Raw genomic sequence first — 19,935 nt, forward strand, 5'->3', positions numbered from 1 at the left:
TCTTCCTGCTCTCAGAACCTTGCACAACGCCGCGCAAGGCCCGCCCCGTCTGCGCGCGCGCCAAACCCTGCCAGCGACACGGTGAAGCCGAAATCCGTGCTCGGCTCCACACTAGTCGACGAGGTGAACCGACGCGAGAGGGAAAGATCGACCGTCACGCATTCGTTGCGGTATTCCAGACCGATACCGGCCCTTGCGGCGCGGTCGGCGACGAAATCGTAGCGCCAGTCGGTCTTGCCGATCCAGTTGTCGCGGAACCGGTAGGCGGCATCCATCACCCATTCCGACCGGTCGTCCGGGCGGTTCTCGGCCGGGTTCGCCTCGGCCCATAGCAGGCTCGACGCCAGTTCCACCCGCTCGCCATCCCAGGCCACCCGCAGGTCGTTGCGCGAAAAGTCGAACCCGTCATCGAACAGCGCGCGGTTCGACAGGCTCAGATTGCCGGGCAGGTCCAGCGTGAACGCCGCCAGCCAGTCCGACCGCATCCCGTCCAGCCCCGAGCCGGGCGCGAACTGGCCGAGGTCGTCCTCGCGCCAGATCCGCCCCACCATCAGCGCCAGCGACCAGCCCGCCGGGTCATACCGTGTCCAGCCCAGCCCCAGATTGGCCCGCAGCCCCGCCTCGCGCAGATCCTCGCCCGCAAAGCGCGTCAGCGAGAACAGGTTGGCCTCGTCGAACTCGACCAGCACGCTGTCCTCGTTGGGCACGCCGTCCCTGTCCTCGCGGCTCCAGACCAGTTGCGCGACGGGTTCCAGCACATGGGTCGCGCCGCCCGCCCCCGCCTTGACCAGCGGCCAGCGCAATTCGACCGACGCCGAGGGCGTGGTCCGGGTGCGGCTGCCCTCGAAAACCAGATCGTCCCCGATGCGGTAATGGTCGATGTCCAGCGCGCCCAGAACGCCCAGCAGCACGCCATTGCCCAGCACCCAGTCGCGCCGCCAGTCCAGCCCGGCCGAAAACCGCGCCAGATCCAGCCCGTCGCCATAGGGGTCGAAATCCGGGCCGTCCAGCGGATCGCCCGACCGGCGCTCATGGCCATGCGCCGCAAGCGTGAACCCGGCGATGCCGCCGATCACCGGCGGCGCGATCCGCCGGGTATAGCTCAGATCGCCCACCAGGAACGGGATCGTCTGGTTGCTCTCGGACTCGCGCAGCGTCTGGAAATAGATCAGGTCGGCCGTGATCAGCTCGTCGCGCCGCGCCCGGGTCAGCGCCAGCGCGCTGTCCAGCCGGTCCTTGTCGGAATAGTCGTAATCCAGCAGATAGGCGGGATCGGACACCCCCTCGATATTGAGGTCCAGCCGGAAATCGCGCGGCAGGTCGAACCCGCCCCCGGCAAACAGGTAATAGCGCGTCTCGCCCGGCCGCAGGTCATCGCGCGAGACCGCGCCCTCGGCCTCGATCTCGCCATTGCGGAAGGCGCGGCGGTAGCGCAGTTCCAGCGTGCGCGTCCGGCTGGTCGAGACATAGGGCGTGATCAGCAGGTCCTGGTGATCGCCCAGCGTCAGGAAATAGGGCAGCTTCACCCCGGTGCCCAGCTGGTCGGTCACCCGGAGCCCCGGCGTCAGGAAGCCCGAGGCACGCTCCACCGAGGGGTCGGGCACCCGCAGGCGCGGCAGGTAGAAGACCGGCACGCCCAGCACCTCGAACCGTGCATCATCGAATTGCAGCTGGCGCTCCTGCGCGTCATGCACGACCCGTCGGGCGCGGATCTGCCATAGCGGCACCTCGGAGTCCGAACAGACCCGGCAGGTCGAGGCCACGGTCCGGTCCAGCATCGTGTAGCGCCCCGAAACGCGCTGGATATCTGCCGCCGCGATCTGCAACTGGCGGTCCAGCACCATCCGGGCCGACCGCAGGATGCCCTCGGACAGGTCCGCCGACAATGCGGCGCTGTCGGCCACCAGCACCGTGCCCTCGCCCGTGGTCAGCAGGATCGGCCCCTCGATGCTCAGCCGGTCGCCCGCGCGGTCATAGACGATGCGCGTGGCGCGCAGCCGCGTCTGGCCATGCAGCACCTCGACATTGCCCTCGGCGACAAGCTGGCGCAATTCCCCCACGCTGACCCGGTCCGCGATCAGCATGGCGGGCAGGTCGGCGGGCGCGCTCGCGGCCGGGCGGCCGGTCTGGGCCGGTGCCGCCCCCGGCAGCAGCGCGCCCGCGGCGACCAGCGCCGCGGCCAGGGCCGCAAGGGGGGCGGGGGCGCGCCGCATCAGCCATCCTCCAGGTGCAGCAGAACCCCCAGCGAGAACAGGATGCCCGCGACCGGCGGGCTCCAGGCGGCAAGGGCTATCGGGATCTGCCCGGTTTCGCCCAAGACTTGCGCGAAATTGCGCAGGAAGAAAAGCCCAAGACCCAGCCCCAGCGCCAGCATCGCCATCAGCCCGGTGCGCCCGAACCGCGTGTGCCGCATCGTGAAGCCCGCCGCCAGCAGCACCATCGCCGCCAGCAACAGCGGCCGCGCCAGTTCCATCTGCAACCAGACCCGGTGCTGCCGCGCCGAAAAGCCCGCCCGCTCCAGGCCGGCGATGAATTCGGGCAGGTCCCAGATCGCGATCGCCGACGGCCGGGCAAAGCCGTCGCGGATGCGCTGGCTGGTCAGGTCCGAGGGCAGCGACAGAAGCGGCTGCTCGATCGCGGCCAGTTCCGGATTGGGCGTGTCCGCGTCGAAACTCCAGCGCTTGGCCTCCCGCAGCTCCCAGCTTCCGACCCCCAGCACGGCCTCTGCCGCCTCGATCCGCCAGGCGGGCTGGCCGTCCTGGCCAAAGGCCAGGAAGGTCACGTCGAAGAACCGCGTGCCCTCGGGATTGGTGCGCGCCGCGCGGATCAGGATCTGGCCCTCGTCGCGGCCCTCGCGCAGCCACAGCCCCTCGGAACTGACCGACAGCACGCTGGTCTCGCCGGTCTTGTAGCGGTCGGTGACCAGCCGGTACTGCTTGGACGTGGCCGCCACGATCGGGTTCATGATCGCCACCGCGATCCCGCCCAGCACCAGCGCGGCCAGCACCGGCGCGACCAGCGCGCGCAGCGCCGACCGGCCCGAGGCCCGCGTGATCACCAGTTCCGAGGTCCGCGCAAGCCCCAGGAACAGCGCCACCGTCGCCAGCACCACGACCAGCGGCAGGATCGTGTACAGATCCGCAGGCACCCTCAGCGCCGACAGGTGCAGCGCCTCGCCAAAGCCGATGCTGCCGATCTCGAAACGCCGGATCTGGTCGACCATGTCGAACAGCACCAGGATCGCGGCGAAGATCCCGAACAGCCCGAAGACCAGCAGCGTGAACTTGCGCGCGAAGTAGAGATGCAGCGTCATGCCTGCCCCGCAATCCCCGCCGGAACCCGTCGCCGCCGCGCCGAGAAGGCGATCAGCGCCGCCCCCATCGCGGCCCCCGCCAGCGGCGGCAGATAGGTCACCGGCCACAGCGCGGCCTCGCGCCGGGCCAGATCGGCCGCCGCGTTGCCCAGAAGATTCACCCCGATCAGCAGCACGATCGCCAGCAGCACCTGACGGCCCAGCCCGAACCGGCTGAACCCGCCCAGCAGCAGCGCGCCATAGCCGATCAGCGCCCCCGCCAGCGCCAGCAGCGGCTGCGCGGTGCGCTCGTGCCCCTCGACCAGGAACACCGCCCGCGTCTCGCCCGTGGCCGCGATCATCTCGTCGCTCGGCCATAGCAGCGCGCGCGTGGGCAGGGTCTCGAGCCGGGGCGGACGCAGCCGCGCGGTGTCGATCAGCGCCCCGATATCATAGGCGAAATCCTCGAAGCTCGCGACCGACAGCCGCCGGTCGTCGGAGCGGTAGGATTGCGCCATCCCCTCGAACATCACCAGTTTCGGCCCGGTCCCGCCCTCGACCAGCAGGGCGCGCCGCGCGATATAGGTCACCCGCGTCCCCGCGCTGCGCGCATCCGACAGGTAGATGTCGAAAAGCTCCCCCCGGTCGGAAATATCGCGGATGTAGAAGGTGATGCCCCGGGCGGGGTGCAGGAACTGGCCCGCGCTCAGGAACTGCGCCGCCACATCGCGCGAGATCTCGTCGCGCCGCTCGTCCAGCTGGGCGCGGCTTGCGGGCACCAGCACATGCGTCAGCACCGCCATCGGCAGCGCCACCGCCAGCCCGAACAGCATCACCGGCCGCGCCAGCCGCCAGGGGCTGCATCCCAGCGCCTGCATCACCACCAGTTCGCTTTCCGAGGTCATTCGGTTGATCACATAGACCGTGCCCGCAAAGGCCGCGACCGGCAGCACCAGCCGGATCACGTTGGGCAGGGTCAGCGCCGCGAATTCCAGGAAGACCAGCGCCGACTGGCCGTCGCCGATCAGTTGCTCGAACAGCGACACGCCCCGGTTCACCCAGTAAACCGAGACCAGCACAAGCGCGAAGAAGCCGAAAAGAACGGTCAGCTGCGCAAGCAGGTATCGGTCGAATCTGGGCACATCTTCCCCTGGGGCGGCACGGATCGGAAGGGACGTTAGACCAATCGGGCAGGGCCGGAAACTGCTATCTGGTCAAGTGCGGGGCAGGGGGCTAGGTAGGGCCGGGTACAGGAAAACAGGGAGCCCGCCATGACCACGCCCGTCGCGATCACCTTCGCCGAAACCGATCTCGAAGCCATCGCCACGGCATCGGGCCGGATCGCGGTCTTCCTGGACGCCGATGGCAAGCTCGACCCCGCCGCCCGCCGGCTCAACCGCCTGATGAAGGGCGCGCTGGAACGCTTCTTGGCGAGCGAGGCGTTTTCCAGGCTGAAACCGGCCGAGGCCGCGACGCTCGGCTGGCCCGCAGGGCTCGCCGCCGAGGCGGTGGATGTGGTGCGGCTCGACAAGCGCCCCGCGCCGGACTGCGCGCGCCGCGCGGGCGCCGCGCTGGCCAAGCGGCAGGGCGCGGCCGATGTGCTGATGCTGGCAGGGGCGCATCCGCGCGCGGCCGATATCGCCTTCGGCTTCGCGCTGCGCGCCTATGAGTTCACCGACCACAGGACCGGCGACAAGACCCTGCCCGGCAAGGTCAAGGTGATGGTCGCCAAACCGGAGGCCGTCGCCGCCGAGGCCGGTCCCATGGCCGCCCGCGCCGAGGGCGTGTTCTTCACCCGCGACCTTGTCAACGAACCCGCCAACATCCTGACCACCGACGATTTCGCCGCGCGGCTGGCCGCGATGCAGGAACTGGGGCTGGATGTCGAGATCCTCGAAGAGGACGATCTGAAAAAGCTCGGCATGCGCGCGCTGCTGGCAGTGGGGCAGGGGTCCGAAAGCCCCTCCAAGGTCGTCGTGATGCGCTGGAACGGCGGCAAGCGGGATGCCGCGCCGCTCGCGCTGATCGGCAAGGGCGTCGTGTTCGACACCGGCGGCATCTCGATCAAGCCCGCGCAGGGCATGGAAGAAATGACCATGGACATGGGCGGCGCGGGCGTCGTGGCGGGCGTGATGCGCACGCTCGCGCTGCGCAAGGCCAAGGCCAACGTCGTGGGCCTTGTGGGTCTGGTCGAGAACATGCCCGATGGCCGCGCCCAGCGCCCCGGCGACATCGTGCGCAGCATGAAGGGCGACACGATCGAGGTCATCAACACCGATGCCGAGGGCCGCATGGTGCTGGCCGACGTGCTCTGGTATGCGCAGGACCGGTTCCAGCCCGCCGCCATGGTCGATCTGGCCACGCTGACCGGCGCCATCATCATCGGGCTGGGTCACGCGAATGCGGGCGTCTTCTCGAACGATGACGCCTTCTGCGCCGATTTCCTCAAGGCCGCCGGGGCCGAGGGCGAGGGCGCCTGGCGGATGCCGCTGGGCGAGGCCTATGACAAGCTCATCAAGTCGCAGATCGCCGACATCAAGAACAGCGGCGGGCGGTCCGCGGGCTCGATCACCGCAGCGCAGTTCCTGCACCGCTTCGTCAAGCCCGAAACCCCCTGGATCCATCTCGACATTGCCGGTGTCGCCCGCACCCCCGAGGAAACGCCGCTGGCCCCCAAGGGGCCGACGGGCTGGGGCGTGCTGGCGCTCGACCGGCTGGTGGCCGACCGCTTCGAAGGCTAGGCCGGCCGCGGGGGCGCCAACGCCCCCGCCGCCCCTCAGGCCGCTTTAAGCGCGGCCTCGGCCGCGGCCCTTATCGCCCGGATATTGGCGCCGTAGATTTCGGGGTTGTCGACCGACCCGCCCGAGAACACCGCAGACCCCGCAACCAGGCAATCCGCCCCCGCCGCCGCGACCAGCGGCGCGGTGTCCGGCGTCACGCCGCCGTCGATCTGGATATGGATCGGCCGGTCGCCGATCATCGCGCGGATCTTGCGGGTCTTTTCCACTCCGGAATGGATGAATTTCTGCCCGCCGAAGCCGGGGTTCACCGTCATCACCAGCACCATGTCCACCATGTCCAGCACATCGGCCACGGCCTCTGCGGGCGTGCCGGGGTTCAGCACGACGCCCGCCTTGACGCCCTGCGCGCGGATCGCCTGAAGCGTGCGGTGGATATGCGGGCCCGCCTCGACATGGGCGGAAATCATGTCGGCGCCCGCCTCGGCATAGGCTTCGATATAGGGATCCACCGGCGCGATCATCAGATGCACGTCCATGAAGGTCTTGACATGCTTGCGGAATGCCTTGACCGCGGGCGGGCCGAAGGTCAGGTTCGGGACGAAATGCCCGTCCATCACGTCGACATGCACCCAGTCGGCGCCCTGCGCCTCGATGGCCTGAATCTCGGCCCCGAAATTCGCGAAATCGGCGGACAGGATCGACGGGGCGATCTTGATGGAACGGTCGAACATCTTGCGTTTCCTCCCGATGGGGTTTGAGCGCGGCGCCCGAAGACGCCGCGCGGGGATTTACTCGGCCGCGGCGATCACGCCCAGCTTCTGGCGCCAGCCCGGATAGAGCCGGTCGGCATCGTTCTGGAAGCTCTCGAAGGCGCGCGCCAGTTCGCGGTGCTCGCGCGCATACTCCACCAGATCGACGCCCGATTTCCACGCGTCATGCGCCTGGCGCAGCGATTTCGCCCCCGCCGTGCCGCCATCCAGATGCCCGAAGGCGCCGCCGCCCGAGGTCTGGATGATGTTGGAATGACCCAGATTGTCGAAGAAGCCCGGCAGCCGCAGCGCGTTCATGCCCCCCGAGATGATCGGCGTGGTCGCCTTCATCCCCAGCCATTCCTGATGGTAGTAGGGACCGTCGGCGGCGTCCTGGTCCAGCATGAAGGCCATGGCCTTGTCGGCGGCCTCGCCCTCCATCTTGCCGAAGCCCATCGTGCCGGTATGGATTCCGCTCGCGCCCTGCAGGCGGGACATCTTGGACAGCACGAAGGCGGTATAGCCGCGCATCGACTGGGGCGAGGTGACGGCGCCATGCCCCGCGCGGTGATAGTGCAGGAACTGGTTGGGGAACTGGCGGCGGCAGGTGGTGATCGCGGCCGGGCCGGTGACATAGCCATCCACCAGGAAGGCGACGTGATCGGCGTTTTCGCCAAAGGTCTCAAGGATGTATTCGCCCCGCGCGATCATCTCGAACGGATCGTCGGCGGTGATGTTGGCCGAGAAGAGTTTCGCCTCGCCGGTCTCGTCCTGCGCACGCTTCATCGCGTCGGCCACCAGACGGATGGTGTCCTTCAGCGGCGCGAAGACCTGGTTGCCCTGCGGCTCGTCATTCTTGATGAAATCGCCGCCCAGCCAGAATTCATGGCAGGCATCGGCAAAGGGCTGCGGGCGCAGGCCCAGCTTGGGCTTGATGATGGTGCCGACCACCATGCCGCCATCGGTGACGCTGCGGCCCAGAACGCGCCACATGTCGGCGATGTTCATCGCCGGGCCGTCGAACAGGCGCAGATAGGCGGGCGGCACGTAGAAATCGTGCATCTTGGCGTATTCGACATCGCCCATGCCCTGGTTGTTGCCGATCGTCAGCGTCAGGAACGAGCACAGCATCGCGCGCCCGTCGATGATGTTGCGGTCGAACAGCTCCACCGGATAGGCGATCTTCATCAGCTCGCGCGCCGGGTCGATCTCGTAGACCAGCGCATCCACGCCCTTGGTGAACTCGTCGGTGGTGCAGACCTCGACATTGGTGCCGGTCGAGCTTTCGGCGGCGAAATGGGCGGCGACCGACAGGTAGTCGCCAAAGCCCTCTTTCGGCTTCATGATATAGGCGCACAGCACATGGCGGCCGCCCGCGATCAGGTCTTTCTCGTCAAGATCGAGGCGCGCGTAGCGGTTCGATTGGTCCATTTGGGTCCTCCCCGAGGGTGTCCGGTTTGCGCGCGTTTCCGTGACGGACGCCCGGCCGTTTCCGGGGCCGGGCGCCGCTTGTCTCAGTTGGTCTTGGGATCGAGGCTGCCCGAGGCATAGCGTTTGGCCATGTCGTCCATCGGGATCACCTTGATCTTGCTGGCATTCCCGGCGGTGCCGAAGGCTTCGAGCCGCTCCCGGCACAGGTCGCGCATGGCGTCCATCGCGGGTTTCAGGAACTTGCGCGGATCGAATTCCTTGGGGTTCTCCTGCGCGATCTTGCGGAACTGGCCGGTCATCGCCATCCGGCAATCGGTGTCGATATTGACCTTGCGCACGCCCATCCTGATGCCGCGCACGATTTCCTCGACCGGCACGCCAAAGGTCTGGGGCATCGCGCCGCCATGGGCGTTGATGATGTCCTGCAATTCCTGCGGCACGGACGAGGAACCGTGCATCACCAGATGGGTATCGGGCAGCTTCTTGTGGATCGCCTCGATCACGCTCATCGCGAGGATCTCGCCATCGGGCTTGCGCGAGAACTTGTAGGCGCCGTGGCTGGTGCCGCAGGCGATCGCCAGCGCATCGACCTTGGTCTTCCTGACGAAATCCACCGCCTGATCGGGATCGGTCAGCAACTGGCTGTGATCCAGCTTGCCCTCGGCGCCATGGCCGTCCTCGGCCTCGGATTCGCCGGTTTCCAGCGACCCCAGAACGCCCAGTTCGCCCTCGACCGAGGCGCCGACCCAATGCGCCATCGTCGAGACGCGCTCGGTGATCTCGACATTGTACTCATAGCTCGCGGGCGTCTTGGCATCGGCCTCCAGCGAGCCGTCCATCATGACGGACGTGAAGCCATGCTTGATCGCCGACATGCAGGTGGCTTCGTTGTTGCCATGGTCCTGATGCATGCAGAGCGGGATGTCGGGATAGATCATCGACAGCGCCTCGATCATCTTGGCCAGCATGATGTCGTTGGCGTAGTTCCGCGCCCCGCGCGAGGCCTGGATGATGACGGGCGCGTCAACGGCCTTGGCGGCCTCCATGATCGCGATGCCCTGTTCCATGTTGTTGATGTTGAAGGCGGGCACGCCGTAGCCATGTTCGGCCGCGTGGTCCAGCAATTGCCGCAGGGTAATCAGTGCCATCAAAGTCCTCCGTCAGGCTGCATCTGCTTTGCGTTCAAGGGCGTCGAGGCCGGGCATCGTCCGGCCCTCCAGCCATTCGAGAAAGGCCCCACCGGCGGTGGAGACATGGGTGAAGTCATGCGCGACCCCGGTGCGGTTCAGCGCGACCAGCGTGTCGCCGCCGCCCGCAACCGACACCGCCAGACCCGAGCGCGTCAGTTCCGCGACGCTCTGCGCCAGCGCCCGCGTGCCCGCATCGAAGGGCGGCGTCTCGTAGGTGCCCATGGGGCCGTTCCACAGGATCGTGCGCGCATCCCGCAGGATGTCCTGATAGCGCGCGATGGTGTTCGGCCCGATATCCAGGATGCGCCGGTTCGCCCGCACGCCGCCCAGCGGCACCGGGTAGGAATTGATCCCCACCCGCTGGAATCCCGCGACCACGAAATCGTCGGGCGTCACGATCCGGCAGCCCGCCACCTCGGCCAGCGCCGCGATCTCCAGCACGTCCTCGGCATATTCGGGCTCGATGAAGGACCGCCCGATCGAATAGCCCCGCGCGAAGAGAAACGCGTTGGCGATCCCCCCGCCCAGAAGGATCGTGTTGATCTTCGGCACCAGCCGTTTCAGCAGCCCCAGCCGAGGCGCGACCGAACCCCCGCCGATCAGCGCGACCGAGGGCGATTGCGGCTCGTCCAGCGCCCCTTGCAGTGCGGCCAGTTCCGCCAGGAACAGCGGCCCCGCCGCCACCCGCTCGGCCGCCAGAACCGCCGCCGTGGTCGAGGCATGCGCCCGGTGACAGCAGGAAAAGGCGTCGTTCACATAGATGTCGCCCAGCCGCGCCAGCCCCGCGCCCAGCCGCGGATCGTTCTGTTCCTCGCCCCGCTCGAAGCGCAGGTTCTCGCACAGCAGGACCTCGCCCGGCTGCAAGGCCTCGCCCCGCCGTTCCACGATGGGACCGACGCAGGTGTCGTTGAACATCACCTTCCGGCCCAGCGCCTCGGCCAGCGCGGGCACCAGCCGTTCGGTTGTCAGTGCCGGGGTCAACTCGCCATTCGGCCGACCCAGATGGGTCAGCACGATCAGCCGCGCGCCCTGGTCCAGAAGGGGTTTCATCCCGCGGGCAAAGCGGGCGATGCGCGTGGCATCGCCCACCCCGTCCCGCGTCAGCGGCACGTTCAGATCGGCCCGCACCGCCAGGCGCCTGCCCGCAACATCCAGCGATGTCAGGGGCGTGAACGCCATCAGATCAGCGCCCCCATCGCCACGGCGGTATCCGCCATGCGGTTGGAGAAGCCCCATTCGTTGTCATACCAGGTCAGGATGCGGACCATGGTCCCGTCCATCACCTTGGTCTGGTCCATGTGGAAGACCGAGGAATGCGGATCATGGTTGAAATCCATGCTGACCAGCGACTCGGTGGTGTAGCCCAGGATCCCCTTCATCGGGCCATCGGCCGCGGCCTTGATCGCGGCATTGACCTCGTCGACGCTGGTCGCGCGGCTGGCCTCGAACACCAGGTCCACGACCGAAACGTTGGGGGTGGGCACCCGGATCGCCACGCCATCCAGCTTGCCCTTCAACTCGGGCAGCACCAGACCCACGGCCTTGGCCGCGCCGGTCGAGGTCGGGATCATGCTCATCGCCGCGGCGCGGGCGCGATACAGATCCTTGTGCATCGTGTCCAGCGTCGGCTGGTCGCCCGTATAGGAGTGGATCGTGGTCATGAAGCCGCGATTGATGCCGATCGCGTCGTTCAGCGCCTTGGCCACCGGGCTCAGGCAGTTCGTGGTGCACGACGCGTTCGACACGACCGTATCGGCGGCGGTCAGGGTGTCATGGTTCACGCCATAGACGATGGTCTTGTCCGCGCCATCGGCGGGCGCCGAGACCAGAACGCGCTTGGAGCCGTTCTCCAGGTGGAACGCCGCCTTGTCGCGCGCGGTGAAGATGCCGGTGCATTCCATCGCGATATCGACATCGCCCCAGGGCAGGTCCTTGGGGTCGCGGATCGCCGTCACCTTGATCGGGCCGCGGCCCACGTCGATGGTGTCGCCATTCACCGTCACGGTGCCGGGGAACCGGCCATGCACGCTGTCATAGCGCATCAGATGGGCATTGGTCTCGACCGGGCCGAGATCGTTGATCGCGACCACCTCGATATCGGTGCGGCCCGATTCCACAATGGCGCGCAGCACGTTGCGGCCGATCCGGCCGAAGCCGTTGATAGCAACCTTCACAGTCATTAATGGACCCTTCCTACTTCATCAGTTTCTTGGCGGCCGCAGCCACGGCCGCGGGCGTGATGCCGAACTGGGCATAAAGCGTCTCGGCCGGCGCCGAGGCGCCAAAGCTCGACATGCCCACGAAGGCGGACCTTTCGCCCAGCAGCGCCGCCCAGCCCTGTTCGATGGCGGCCTCGACACCCACGCGGGGCGCGCTGCCCAGCACGGCGGCCTTGTAGCCCGCGTCCTGCGCGGCGAAAAGCTCGAAACAGGGCGCCGAGACGACGGCGGCCTTGATGCCCTCCTCGGCCAGCAGGTCGGCGGCCTTCATCGCGATCTCGACCTCGGATCCGGTGGCGATCAGCGTCACGTCGCGCGCCCCGTCCGCCTCGCGCAGGACATAGGCGCCCTTCGCCACAAGGTTCTCGGCGCTATGCTCGGTGCGCAGGCAGGGCAGGTTCTGCCGCGACAGCGCCATCAGGCTGGGCGTCTGGCTGGCGGTCGCCGCGATTTCCCAGCATTCCGCAGTTTCCACCACATCGGCGGGCCGGAACACGTTGAGATTGGGCATGGCGCGCAAGGACGCCAGATGCTCGACCGGCTGGTGGGTCGGGCCGTCCTCGCCCAGGCCGATGGAATCATGCGTCATCACATAGGTCACCGGCAGCCCCATCAGCGCCGACAGCCGGATCGCGGGCCGCGCGTAATCGGCAAAGACCAGGAACGTGCCGCCATAGGCGACAAAGCCCTTGTGCAGCGCGATCCCGTTCATCACCGCCGACATGCCGAATTCGCGGATGCCGTAATGGATGTAGCTGCCGGCGTAATTGTCCTTCGACATCGGCTGCATGCCCGCGGTGACGGTCAGGTTCGACCCCGTCAGGTCGGCCGAGCCGCCCGCCGTGTTGGGCAGCGTCGCGTTCACGACCTCCAGCGCCATCTCGCTGGCCTTGCGGGTCGCGACCTTGGGCGCCTCTGCCGACAGCTTGGCCTTGTAGGCCTCCATGGCCGTGGCCAGCGCCCCGGCATCGGGGGCCGCGATGGACCGCTCGAAGGCGCCCGCCTGCTCGGACACCGACAGCCGCGCCTCCCAGCCCTCGCGGGCGGCACGGCCGCGCGCGGCCACCGCGCCCCAGGCGTCATAGACCGCCTTGGGCAGGGTGAAGGCTTCATGCGGCCAGTCCAGCGCCGCGCGCGTCGCGGCGATCTCCTCGGCGCCCAGCGGCGCGCCATGGACCTTGTGGCTGCCCGCCTTGTTCGGCGCGCCCTGGCCGATCACCGTCCGGCACGCGATCAGCGAGGGGCGGGGATCCTGACGCGCGGCCTCGATGGCGGCGGCGACTGCCTCGCGGTCATGGCCGTCGACCGATTGCACATGCCATTGCGCGGCGGCAAAGCGCGCCAGCTGGTCGGTCGAGGTCGACAGCTCGGTCGAGCCGTCGATGGTGATCTTGTTGTCGTCCCACAGCACGATCATCCGGCCCAGGCCCCAATGGCCCGCCATGTCGATCGCCTCGTGGCTGATGCCCTCCATCAGGCAGCCGTCGCCGGCGATGACATAGGTGTAATGGTCCACCAGGTCGTCGCCGAAACGGGCATTGTGCATCCGCTCGGCCAGCGCCATGCCGACCGCGGTGGTGACACCCTGGCCCAGCGGCCCCGTGGTGGTCTCGATCCCGTCGGCATGGCCGTATTCCGGGTGCCCGGCGGTGCGATAGCCCCATTGGCGGAAGTTCTTCACCTGGTCCATGTCCATGTCGGCATAGCCCAGCATGTGGTTGATCGCGTAGATCAGCATGGACCCGTGCCCCGCCGACAGCACGAAGCGGTCGCGATCCTGCCAGGTCGGGCTGGAGGGGTCGACGTTCAGGAAGCGGTTGTAAAGCACGGCGGCCACATCGGCCATGCCCATCGGCATGCCCGGATGTCCGGAATTGGCGGCCTGCACCGCATCCATCGCCAGCACCCGGATGGCGGTGGCCATCAGCGCCTCGGCGCCGGTGTCGATCTTCTTGGGGGCGTTCATGTCGCTTGCCTCCTCAGGCGCGTTTCGATTCGGACACCAGACGCTCGATCATCGGCGTCAGGATCAGCTGCATCGCAAGGTCCAGCTTGCTGCCCGGCACGACGATCGAGTTCGCCCGGCTCATCCAGGAGCCATGGATCATCGAGACCAGATAGGAAAAGTCGATGCCGCGGGGGTTCTTGAACCGGATCACCACCAGGCTTTCATCGGCCGTCGGGATCCAGCGCGCCACCAGCGGGTTCGAGGTGTCGACCACCGGCACGCGCTGGAAGTTGATGTCGGTCTCGGTGAATTGCGGGATGATGCAATGCACATAGGCATGCATCCGGCGCAGGATCACGTCGGTCACGGCCTCGGTGGTGTAGCCGCGCTTTTCCTTGTCGCGGTGGATCTTCTGGATCCATTCCAGGTTGATGACCGGCACCACGCCGATCTTCAGATCCGCATGCCGGGGCAGGTTCACCTCGTCATTGACCACCGCGCCATGCAGCCCCTCGTAGAACAGCAGGTCCGAGCCCTCCTCGAAGGGCGCCCAGTCGGTGAACTCGCCCGGCGGGACGCCGTAAAGCTCGGCCTCGTCATTGTCGTGGACATAGTGGCGCGTGCGCCCCGTGCCGGTCTCGCCATATTCGCGGAACACGCGCTCCAGCTCCTTCAGCTCGTTGGCCTCATAGCTGAAATGGCTGAAGGTCGAATCGCCCTCGGCATAGCGCCGGTCGAGTTCCGCCTTCATGTCCTTGCGGTTGAACTTGTGAAAGGCGTCGCCCTCGATCGACACGGCCTTCACGCCCTCGCGGCGGAAGATCTGGTCGAAGGTGTGCTTGACCGTCGAGGTGCCGGCGCCAGACGAACCGGTGACCGAGATGATCGGGTGTTTCTTGCTCATGTCTATCCTCCCAGGGGCTTCAGACGCGGAACAGGCCGCGATTGCCGAACAGTGCGTTGACCTCCTGTTCGGGAAGGTCGTGATAGGCGGCGACGCGGCTGACCTTGTCGGTCGAGCCGAAGACGAAGGGCGTGCGGGCATGCAGCTCGGTCGCGGTCTTGTCGAGGATGCGGTCCTGCGCATCCGTCGCCGACCCGCCCGCCTGCTCGATGACAAAGGCGATGGGCGCGCATTCGTAGACCATGCGCAGCCGGCCCTTCTCATAGCCCTTGCGCGAGTCGCCGGGATACAGGAACACGCCGCCCCGGCTGATGATCCGGTGCGTCTCGGCCACCAGCGAGGCCACCCAGCGCATGTTGAAATTCTTCTCGCGCGGGCCTTCGTCGCCCGCGATGCAATCGTCGATATAGGCCCGGATCGGCTTGGCCCAGTGGCGGTAGTTCGAGGCGTTGATCGCGAATTCGCGCGCGTTCGTCGGCACCTTCACCGCCTCCTGCACCAGCACGAACTGCTTGCTGTCGGGGTCCAGCAGGTATTCCTGCGTGCCCTTGCCGAAGGTGACGACCAGCATGGTCTGCGGCCCGAAGATGATATAGCCGCCGCCGATCTGCTCATGCGCGGGTCGCAGGAAGCTGGCATCGCCGTCCTCCCTGGCCTCGAAGATCGAGAAGATCGTGCCGATCGACACGTTGACCTCGATATTCGACGACCCGTCCAGCGGGTCGATCGCCAGCGCGAAGCGGCCCTCGGGGTCAAGCTCGACCACGCTGTCCTGTTCCTCCGAGGCGTACCAGCGCACATCCGCCGTGGCCAGGCGCCGGGCAAAGGCCTCGTCGGCCAGCACGTCCAGCGCCTTCTGCGTGTCGCCGCCGGTATTCTCGCCGACCTCCGCGCCCAGCGCACCGCCCAGCGGCCCGCGCTGGATCGTGTTGGACAGGTCGGCGCCGACCTCGCAAAGCGCGTTCATCAGCGGCTGAAGCGCGGCGGGGATATGCTGCAAATCCCGGATCGGATTCTTCGTCTGCATAGTTTTCTCCCGAATCTGGCGGCGGGATGCCGATGCCGGTTGCTAGATGAGAACGCGCCCTGTACAGAATTTAAAAACTTCGAAGCTGCGTTAGAAAAAATTTAATGCCCAAGCCCGAAGCCGTCACCCTCAAGCAACTCAGGGCCTTGCAGGCCGTGGCCGAGCATGGATCGCTGACCGCGGCGGCTGAGGCAATTCGCCTCACCCCGCCCGCGGTCCACAGCCAGCTGCGCCAGCTCGAATCCAGCTTCAACGCCCGCCTCCTGGAACGCGGGCCGCAGGGCGGCGCGCGGCTGACCCGCCAGGGCGAGGCGGTGCTGGTCGGCGCCCGCGCCATCGAGACCGCGCTGGAGGCCTGCGCCGACCATGTCCGCGCGATCAACGAGGGGATGGAGGGGATGGTCACCCTCGGCGTGGTCGCCACCGCCCGCTATTTCGCGCCCCGCCTCGTCGCCGAGTTGCAGCGCGCCTTCTCCACCGTCGATGTCATCCTGCGCGTGGGCAGCCGCGACGAGATCGTGAACGCCCTGGCCAGCGCCAGCGTCGATCTCGCGATCATGGGCCGCCCGCCGCGCCATCCCGAGGTGCAGGCCACCGTGCTCGGCCCGCATCCCTATATCCTGATCGCGCGGCCCGGCCATCCGCTGGCCGCGCAGGGGCGGGTGGCGCCCGAGGCGATCATGTCCCAGCCCGTCGTCACCCGCGAAGAGGGATCGGGCACCCGCATCCTGTTGGAACGCTATCTCGAACGGCTGGGCCGCGGCCGCCCCGCCCGGGTGATCGAGGTCGATGGCGACGAGACGATGAAACAGGCGGTCATGGCGGGGCTGGGCATCGCGCTGATCTCGCGCCACACCGTGATCGAGGAATTGCGCGCGCACCGCCTGGTCGAGCTGGAGGCCGAGGCGCTGCCGCTGGTGCGCCAATGGTTCCTCGTGCATCGCGCCGATACCGCCCTCAGCGCGGCGGGGCGGCGCGTGCATGGCCATATCGTCGGGCGGCAGGGCGGCTTCCTGCCGAAATGACGCCCGTTCCCCGCGACCGGCCCTTGACCTTCCCGTAACTGGAACCCCTATCTCGGGTGCATCCGGACCCGGGAGATCAGGATGGACGCGACCGTTTCCACCACGACCACCACGCGGCTGCGGCTCGAGGGGCTGCATTGCGCCGGCTGCGTGCGCCGGGTCGAACGCGCGCTGGCCGACCAGCCCGGCGTCGCAGCCGCCCGCGTCAACCTCGCCACCGCCACCGCCGAGGTGGATCATGGCGGCGCGGTCGCGCCGCTGGTCGCCGCCGTCGAATCCATCGGCTTCGGTGTCTCCCGCACCGAGATCGCGCTGGCCGTCGAGGGCGCGACCTGCGCCTCCTGCGTCGCCCGGATCGAACGCGCGCTTCTCGCGCTGCCGGGTGTCACCGCGGCCCGCATGAACCTCGCCACCGGCGAGGCCCGCGCGCAGGTGATCGCGGGGCTGGCCGATGCCGCAACGCTCGCCCGCGCGCTGGCCGAGGCCGGTTATCCCGCCACCCCGCTGGCGGGCACCTCCCGCGACCCCGGCGCCGCCCAGGCGGCCGAGGCCCGCGCGCTGGCCCGCCGCACGCTGCTGGCCGCGGCGCTCGCCCTGCCGGTCTTCGCCATCGAGATGGGCGGCCACATGATCCCCGGCTTTCACGCCGCGCTGGCCGGGATCGCGGGCGACCAGCCGCTGCGCGTGCTCTCCTTCCTGCTGACCAGCGCGATCCTTGCCGGGCCGGGGCGCGTCTTCTTCGCCCGCGGCCTGCCGCTCCTGCTCAGGGGGGCGCCCGACATGAACGCGCTGGTGGCGCTGGGCACCGGCGCCGCCTGGGGGTTTTCCACCATCGCGACCTTCGCCCCCGGCCTGCTGCCCCCCGGCACCGCGCATGTCTATTTCGAGGCCGCGGCGGTGATCGTCACGCTGGTCCTGCTGGGCCGCACGCTGGAGGCCCGCGCCAAGGGGCGCACCGGGGCTGCGATCCGGCGGCTGATGGCCCTGCGCCCCGCCACCGCCCGCGTGGTCACCGCCGCGGGCATCGAGGATCGCCCGGTCGAGGCGCTGGTGCCCGGCGACCTGATCGAGGTTCTGCCCGGCGAGCGTTTCGCCACCGATGGCGAGCTGGTCGAGGGGCAGGGGCCGGTCGACGAATCCATGCTGACGGGCGAGCCGATGCCGGTGGACAAGTCCCCCGGCGATCCGGTCACCGGCGGCACCGTGAACGGCCCCGCGGCACTGCGCTTCCGCGCGACGGCGGTGGGGGCGGACACCGCGCTTGCCCGGATCGTGGCCCTGGTCGAGACCGCACAGGGCGCGAAGCTGCCGGTGCAGGCGCTGGCCGACCGGGTAACCGGCATCTTCGTGCCCGTCGTTCTGGCCGTCGCCGCCGTCACCGTCGCGCTGTGGCTGGCCCGTGGTCCTGCCCCCGCGCTGGGGCTGGCGCTGGTCGCGGGCGTCTCGGTCCTCATCATCGCCTGCCCCTGCGCGATGGGGCTGGCCACGCCCACCTCGGTCATGGTCGGCACGGGCCGCGCGGCCGAAATGGGCGTGCTGTTCCGCAAGGGCGCGGCGCTTCAGGCGCTGGCGGGCGTGACGACCGTGGCCTTCGACAAGACCGGCACGCTGACCGAGGGACACCCGGCGGTGACCGAGGTGGCACTTGCCCCCGGCGTCACCCGGGACGAGGCGCTGCGCCTTGCCGCCGCACTCGAGTCCCGCTCCGAACACCCCATCGCCCGCGCGATCCTGAACGCCGCCCCCGTCCCTGCGCCCGAGGCCGAAGGGGTCGAGGCGCTGCCGGGCTTCGGTCTCAGGGGCCGGGTCGAGGGTGCCGACATCCTTGTCGGCGCCGCCCGGCTGATGGACCAGCACGCCATCGCCCCCGGCGATCTGGCAGGCCCCGCCGCCCGCATCGCGGCCAGCGGCGCAACGCCGGTCCATGTCGCCCGCGACGGTCGCGCGATTGCGGTCCTCGCGCTGGCCGACCCGGTCCGGCCCACCGCCCGGGCCGCCATCGCCACGCTGCACGCCATGGGCGTGCGGACCGCGCTCATCACCGGCGATACCGAGGCGACCGCGCGCGCCGTCGCCGCCGAACTGGGCATCGACCGGGTGACCGCGGGCGTGCTGCCCGGCGGCAAGGTCGCGGCGCTCGAGGCGTTGCGCGCCGATGGCCCGCTGGCCTTCGTGGGCGACGGGCTGAACGACGCCCCCGCGCTGGCCGCCGCCGATATCGGCATCGCCATCGGCACCGGCACCGATGTCGCGATCGAGGCGGCGGATGTGGTGCTGATGGCGGGCGATCCGCAGGGCGTGGCCGAGGCGCTGAACCTCAGCCGCCGGACGATGCGCAACATCCGCCAGAACCTGTTCTGGGCCTTCGCCTACAACACCGCGCTGATCCCGGTGGCGGCAGGGCTGCTCTGGCCGCTCTGGGGGGTGCTGCTCTCGCCGATGCTGGCGGCGGGGGCGATGGCGGCCTCCAGCCTGTTCGTGCTGTCGAACGCGCTGCGGCTGCGCCGGCTTCGCCCCGTGACCGGGAGGGTCGCATGAATATCGGACAGGTGGCCGAGCGCACCGGGCTGCCGCCCAAGACCATCCGCTATTACGAGGAGATCGGCCTGATCCGCCCGATGCGGGGGGATAACGGCTATCGCCATTTCTCCGAACGCGACGCCCATAACCTCGCCTTCCTCGGCCGGGCGCGCAGCTTGGGCTTCACCATCGAGGAATGCCGGGTCCTGCTGGCGCTTTACGCCGACAAGGGCCGGGCCAGCGCCGATGTGAAGCGTCTGGTGCAGGACCACCTGGCCCAGATCGACGCCAAGATCGCCGAACTGCACGAGATGCGCGCGACGCTGTCCGACCTGGTCGATGCCTGCGCGGGCGATCACCGGCCCGATTGCCCGATCCTGCGCGGTCTGGCGGGCGAGCAGGGCCGGGCGGGCGATGCCGACGAAAGTCCGATGAAAGTCCGATGAAAGTCCGATGGAATTCCGATTTCCGGATTCCCCCTCTGCCACCGCCCGACGGACGATCAGGGCCTTTCACATTTCCCGCCGATGCGCTAGGCATGACCCACTTCGGTTCCACCCCGCAAGGGGCGGATGAAAAGGGAACGCGGTGCGCCCGGCAACGGGCAATTCCGCGGCTGCCCCCGCAACTGTAGGCGGAGAGCGCGGCTGACAGGTGCCACTGGGCGCAATGCCCCGGGAAGGCCAGCCAAGCGATGACCCGCAAGCCAGGAGACCTGCCGAGGCAAGATCACCCTGTCCGGGCGCGGGGCGCGACCCGGAGGCGGCCAGACCGCAGAGGTGGCATCGTGCACCGTCTGCGTCAGGCCCCTGCGCCCGTCCGGACAGATGATGAAGGGCGAGGGGACCGCGGCCATGTGTGCCGAACGAATTGTCGAACCCGCAGGACG

General features: G+C 68.6%; 15 protein-coding genes and 1 riboswitch. Of the genes, 4 read left to right on the forward strand and 11 right to left on the reverse strand.

Features of this window, described 5'->3' with window-relative positions; genetic code table 11:
• Positions 1-11 precede the first annotated feature (11 nt).
• The 3 genes from NHN26_RS09245 to lptF are packed head-to-tail and all read right to left on the reverse strand — an operon-like array spanning position 12 to position 4,434.
• The gene (locus tag NHN26_RS09245) at positions 12-2,213 is read right to left on the reverse strand and encodes an LPS-assembly protein LptD (protein ID WP_253089195.1); all 2,202 of its coding nucleotides are present in this window, start codon (positions 2,211-2,213) and stop codon (positions 12-14) included.
• Positions 2,213-3,313: an LPS export ABC transporter permease LptG gene (lptG, locus tag NHN26_RS09250; protein WP_253089196.1), complete on the reverse strand. Its 1,101-nt coding sequence runs from the start codon at positions 3,311-3,313 to the stop codon at positions 2,213-2,215. Before lptG ends, NHN26_RS09245 begins: the two co-directional genes overlap by 1 nt.
• Positions 3,310-4,434: an LPS export ABC transporter permease LptF gene (gene lptF / locus NHN26_RS09255; RefSeq protein WP_253089197.1), complete on the reverse strand. Its 1,125-nt coding sequence runs from the start codon at positions 4,432-4,434 to the stop codon at positions 3,310-3,312. The genes lptG and lptF overlap by 4 nt, the downstream gene beginning before the upstream one ends.
• 129 nt (positions 4,435-4,563) lie before the next feature.
• Between lptF and NHN26_RS09260 the strand changes: the two genes are divergently transcribed.
• Positions 4,564-6,033, forward strand: coding sequence for a leucyl aminopeptidase (locus NHN26_RS09260; protein ID WP_253089198.1), 1,470 nt, complete (start codon positions 4,564-4,566; stop codon positions 6,031-6,033).
• A gap of 35 nt (positions 6,034-6,068) precedes the next feature.
• Here the strand turns inward: NHN26_RS09260 and rpe are convergent, their stop codons facing one another.
• From rpe to NHN26_RS09300, 8 genes are all read right to left on the reverse strand, one after another.
• Positions 6,069-6,764 carry a ribulose-phosphate 3-epimerase gene (gene rpe / locus NHN26_RS09265; protein ID WP_253089199.1) on the reverse strand — a complete coding sequence of 232 codons (696 nt, stop codon included), beginning with the start codon at positions 6,762-6,764 and terminating at the stop codon, positions 6,069-6,071.
• A 57-nt stretch (positions 6,765-6,821) separates the two neighbouring features.
• Entirely contained in the window at positions 6,822-8,213 is a 1,392-nt protein-coding gene (locus NHN26_RS09270) for a ribulose-bisphosphate carboxylase (protein WP_253089200.1), read from the reverse strand.
• Positions 8,214-8,296: 83 nt separating this feature from the next.
• Positions 8,297-9,361 (reverse strand): class II fructose-bisphosphate aldolase, encoded by a 1,065-nt coding sequence (gene fba, locus NHN26_RS09275; protein WP_253089201.1) that lies wholly within the window; start codon positions 9,359-9,361, stop codon positions 8,297-8,299.
• Positions 9,362-9,373: 12 nt separating this feature from the next.
• Entirely contained in the window at positions 9,374-10,582 is a 1,209-nt protein-coding gene (locus tag NHN26_RS09280; RefSeq protein WP_253089202.1) for a phosphoglycerate kinase, read from the reverse strand.
• Positions 10,582-11,583 (reverse strand): type I glyceraldehyde-3-phosphate dehydrogenase, encoded by a 1,002-nt coding sequence (gene gap, locus NHN26_RS09285; protein ID WP_253089203.1) that lies wholly within the window; start codon positions 11,581-11,583, stop codon positions 10,582-10,584. The genes NHN26_RS09280 and gap overlap by 1 nt, the downstream gene beginning before the upstream one ends.
• 13 nt (positions 11,584-11,596) lie before the next feature.
• Positions 11,597-13,588, reverse strand: coding sequence for a transketolase (gene tkt / locus NHN26_RS09290; protein WP_253089204.1), 1,992 nt, complete (start codon positions 13,586-13,588; stop codon positions 11,597-11,599).
• Between the two features lie 13 nt (positions 13,589-13,601).
• Entirely contained in the window at positions 13,602-14,474 is an 873-nt protein-coding gene (locus NHN26_RS09295; RefSeq protein WP_253089205.1) for a phosphoribulokinase, read from the reverse strand.
• A gap of 19 nt (positions 14,475-14,493) precedes the next feature.
• Entirely contained in the window at positions 14,494-15,501 is a 1,008-nt protein-coding gene (locus NHN26_RS09300) for a class 1 fructose-bisphosphatase (RefSeq protein WP_253089206.1), read from the reverse strand.
• Positions 15,502-15,605: 104 nt separating this feature from the next.
• Between NHN26_RS09300 and NHN26_RS09305 the strand changes: the two genes are divergently transcribed.
• The 3 genes from NHN26_RS09305 (at position 15,606) to cueR (ending at position 19,492) form a co-directional block, all read left to right on the forward strand.
• A complete protein-coding gene (locus tag NHN26_RS09305; RefSeq protein WP_253089207.1) occupies positions 15,606-16,526 on the forward strand; it encodes a LysR family transcriptional regulator in 921 nt (306 codons plus the stop codon).
• An 81-nt stretch (positions 16,527-16,607) separates the two neighbouring features.
• Entirely contained in the window at positions 16,608-19,064 is a 2,457-nt protein-coding gene (locus NHN26_RS09310; protein WP_253089208.1) for a heavy metal translocating P-type ATPase, read from the forward strand.
• Positions 19,061-19,492, forward strand: a complete 432-nt coding sequence (gene cueR / locus NHN26_RS09315) for a Cu(I)-responsive transcriptional regulator (protein ID WP_253089209.1) — start codon at positions 19,061-19,063, stop codon at positions 19,490-19,492. The genes NHN26_RS09310 and cueR overlap by 4 nt, the downstream gene beginning before the upstream one ends.
• Before the next feature lie 86 nt (positions 19,493-19,578).
• Positions 19,579-19,783, forward strand: a riboswitch (cobalamin riboswitch).
• Positions 19,784-19,935: the final 152 nt, after the last annotated feature.

The sequence above is a fragment of the Rhodovulum tesquicola genome (assembly GCF_024128855.1).
GTDB lineage: Bacteria > Pseudomonadota > Alphaproteobacteria > Rhodobacterales > Rhodobacteraceae > Rhodovulum > Rhodovulum tesquicola.

Excerpts from the sequence above, each read along its gene's own strand:
- lptG (WP_253089196.1), bottom strand. The coding sequence starts at position 3,313 with ATGACGCTGCATCTCTACTTCGCGCGCAAGTTCACGCTGCTGGTCTTC.
- cueR (WP_253089209.1), top strand. The coding sequence starts at position 19,061 with ATGAATATCGGACAGGTGGCCGAGCGCACCGGGCTGCCGCCCAAGACC.
- NHN26_RS09305 (WP_253089207.1), top strand. The coding sequence starts at position 15,606 with ATGCCCAAGCCCGAAGCCGTCACCCTCAAGCAACTCAGGGCCTTGCAG.
- rpe (WP_253089199.1), bottom strand. The coding sequence starts at position 6,764 with ATGTTCGACCGTTCCATCAAGATCGCCCCGTCGATCCTGTCCGCCGAT.
- NHN26_RS09245 (WP_253089195.1), bottom strand. The coding sequence starts at position 2,213 with ATGCGGCGCGCCCCCGCCCCCCTTGCGGCCCTGGCCGCGGCGCTGGTC.
- gap (WP_253089203.1), bottom strand. The coding sequence starts at position 11,583 with ATGACTGTGAAGGTTGCTATCAACGGCTTCGGCCGGATCGGCCGCAAC.
- NHN26_RS09280 (WP_253089202.1), bottom strand. The coding sequence starts at position 10,582 with ATGGCGTTCACGCCCCTGACATCGCTGGATGTTGCGGGCAGGCGCCTG.
- NHN26_RS09300 (WP_253089206.1), bottom strand. The coding sequence starts at position 15,501 with ATGCAGACGAAGAATCCGATCCGGGATTTGCAGCATATCCCCGCCGCG.
- NHN26_RS09310 (WP_253089208.1), top strand. The coding sequence starts at position 16,608 with ATGGACGCGACCGTTTCCACCACGACCACCACGCGGCTGCGGCTCGAG.
- NHN26_RS09270 (WP_253089200.1), bottom strand. The coding sequence starts at position 8,213 with ATGGACCAATCGAACCGCTACGCGCGCCTCGATCTTGACGAGAAAGAC.
- fba (WP_253089201.1), bottom strand. The coding sequence starts at position 9,361 with ATGGCACTGATTACCCTGCGGCAATTGCTGGACCACGCGGCCGAACAT.
- NHN26_RS09295 (WP_253089205.1), bottom strand. The coding sequence starts at position 14,474 with ATGAGCAAGAAACACCCGATCATCTCGGTCACCGGTTCGTCTGGCGCC.
- tkt (WP_253089204.1), bottom strand. The coding sequence starts at position 13,588 with ATGAACGCCCCCAAGAAGATCGACACCGGCGCCGAGGCGCTGATGGCC.
- NHN26_RS09260 (WP_253089198.1), top strand. The coding sequence starts at position 4,564 with ATGACCACGCCCGTCGCGATCACCTTCGCCGAAACCGATCTCGAAGCC.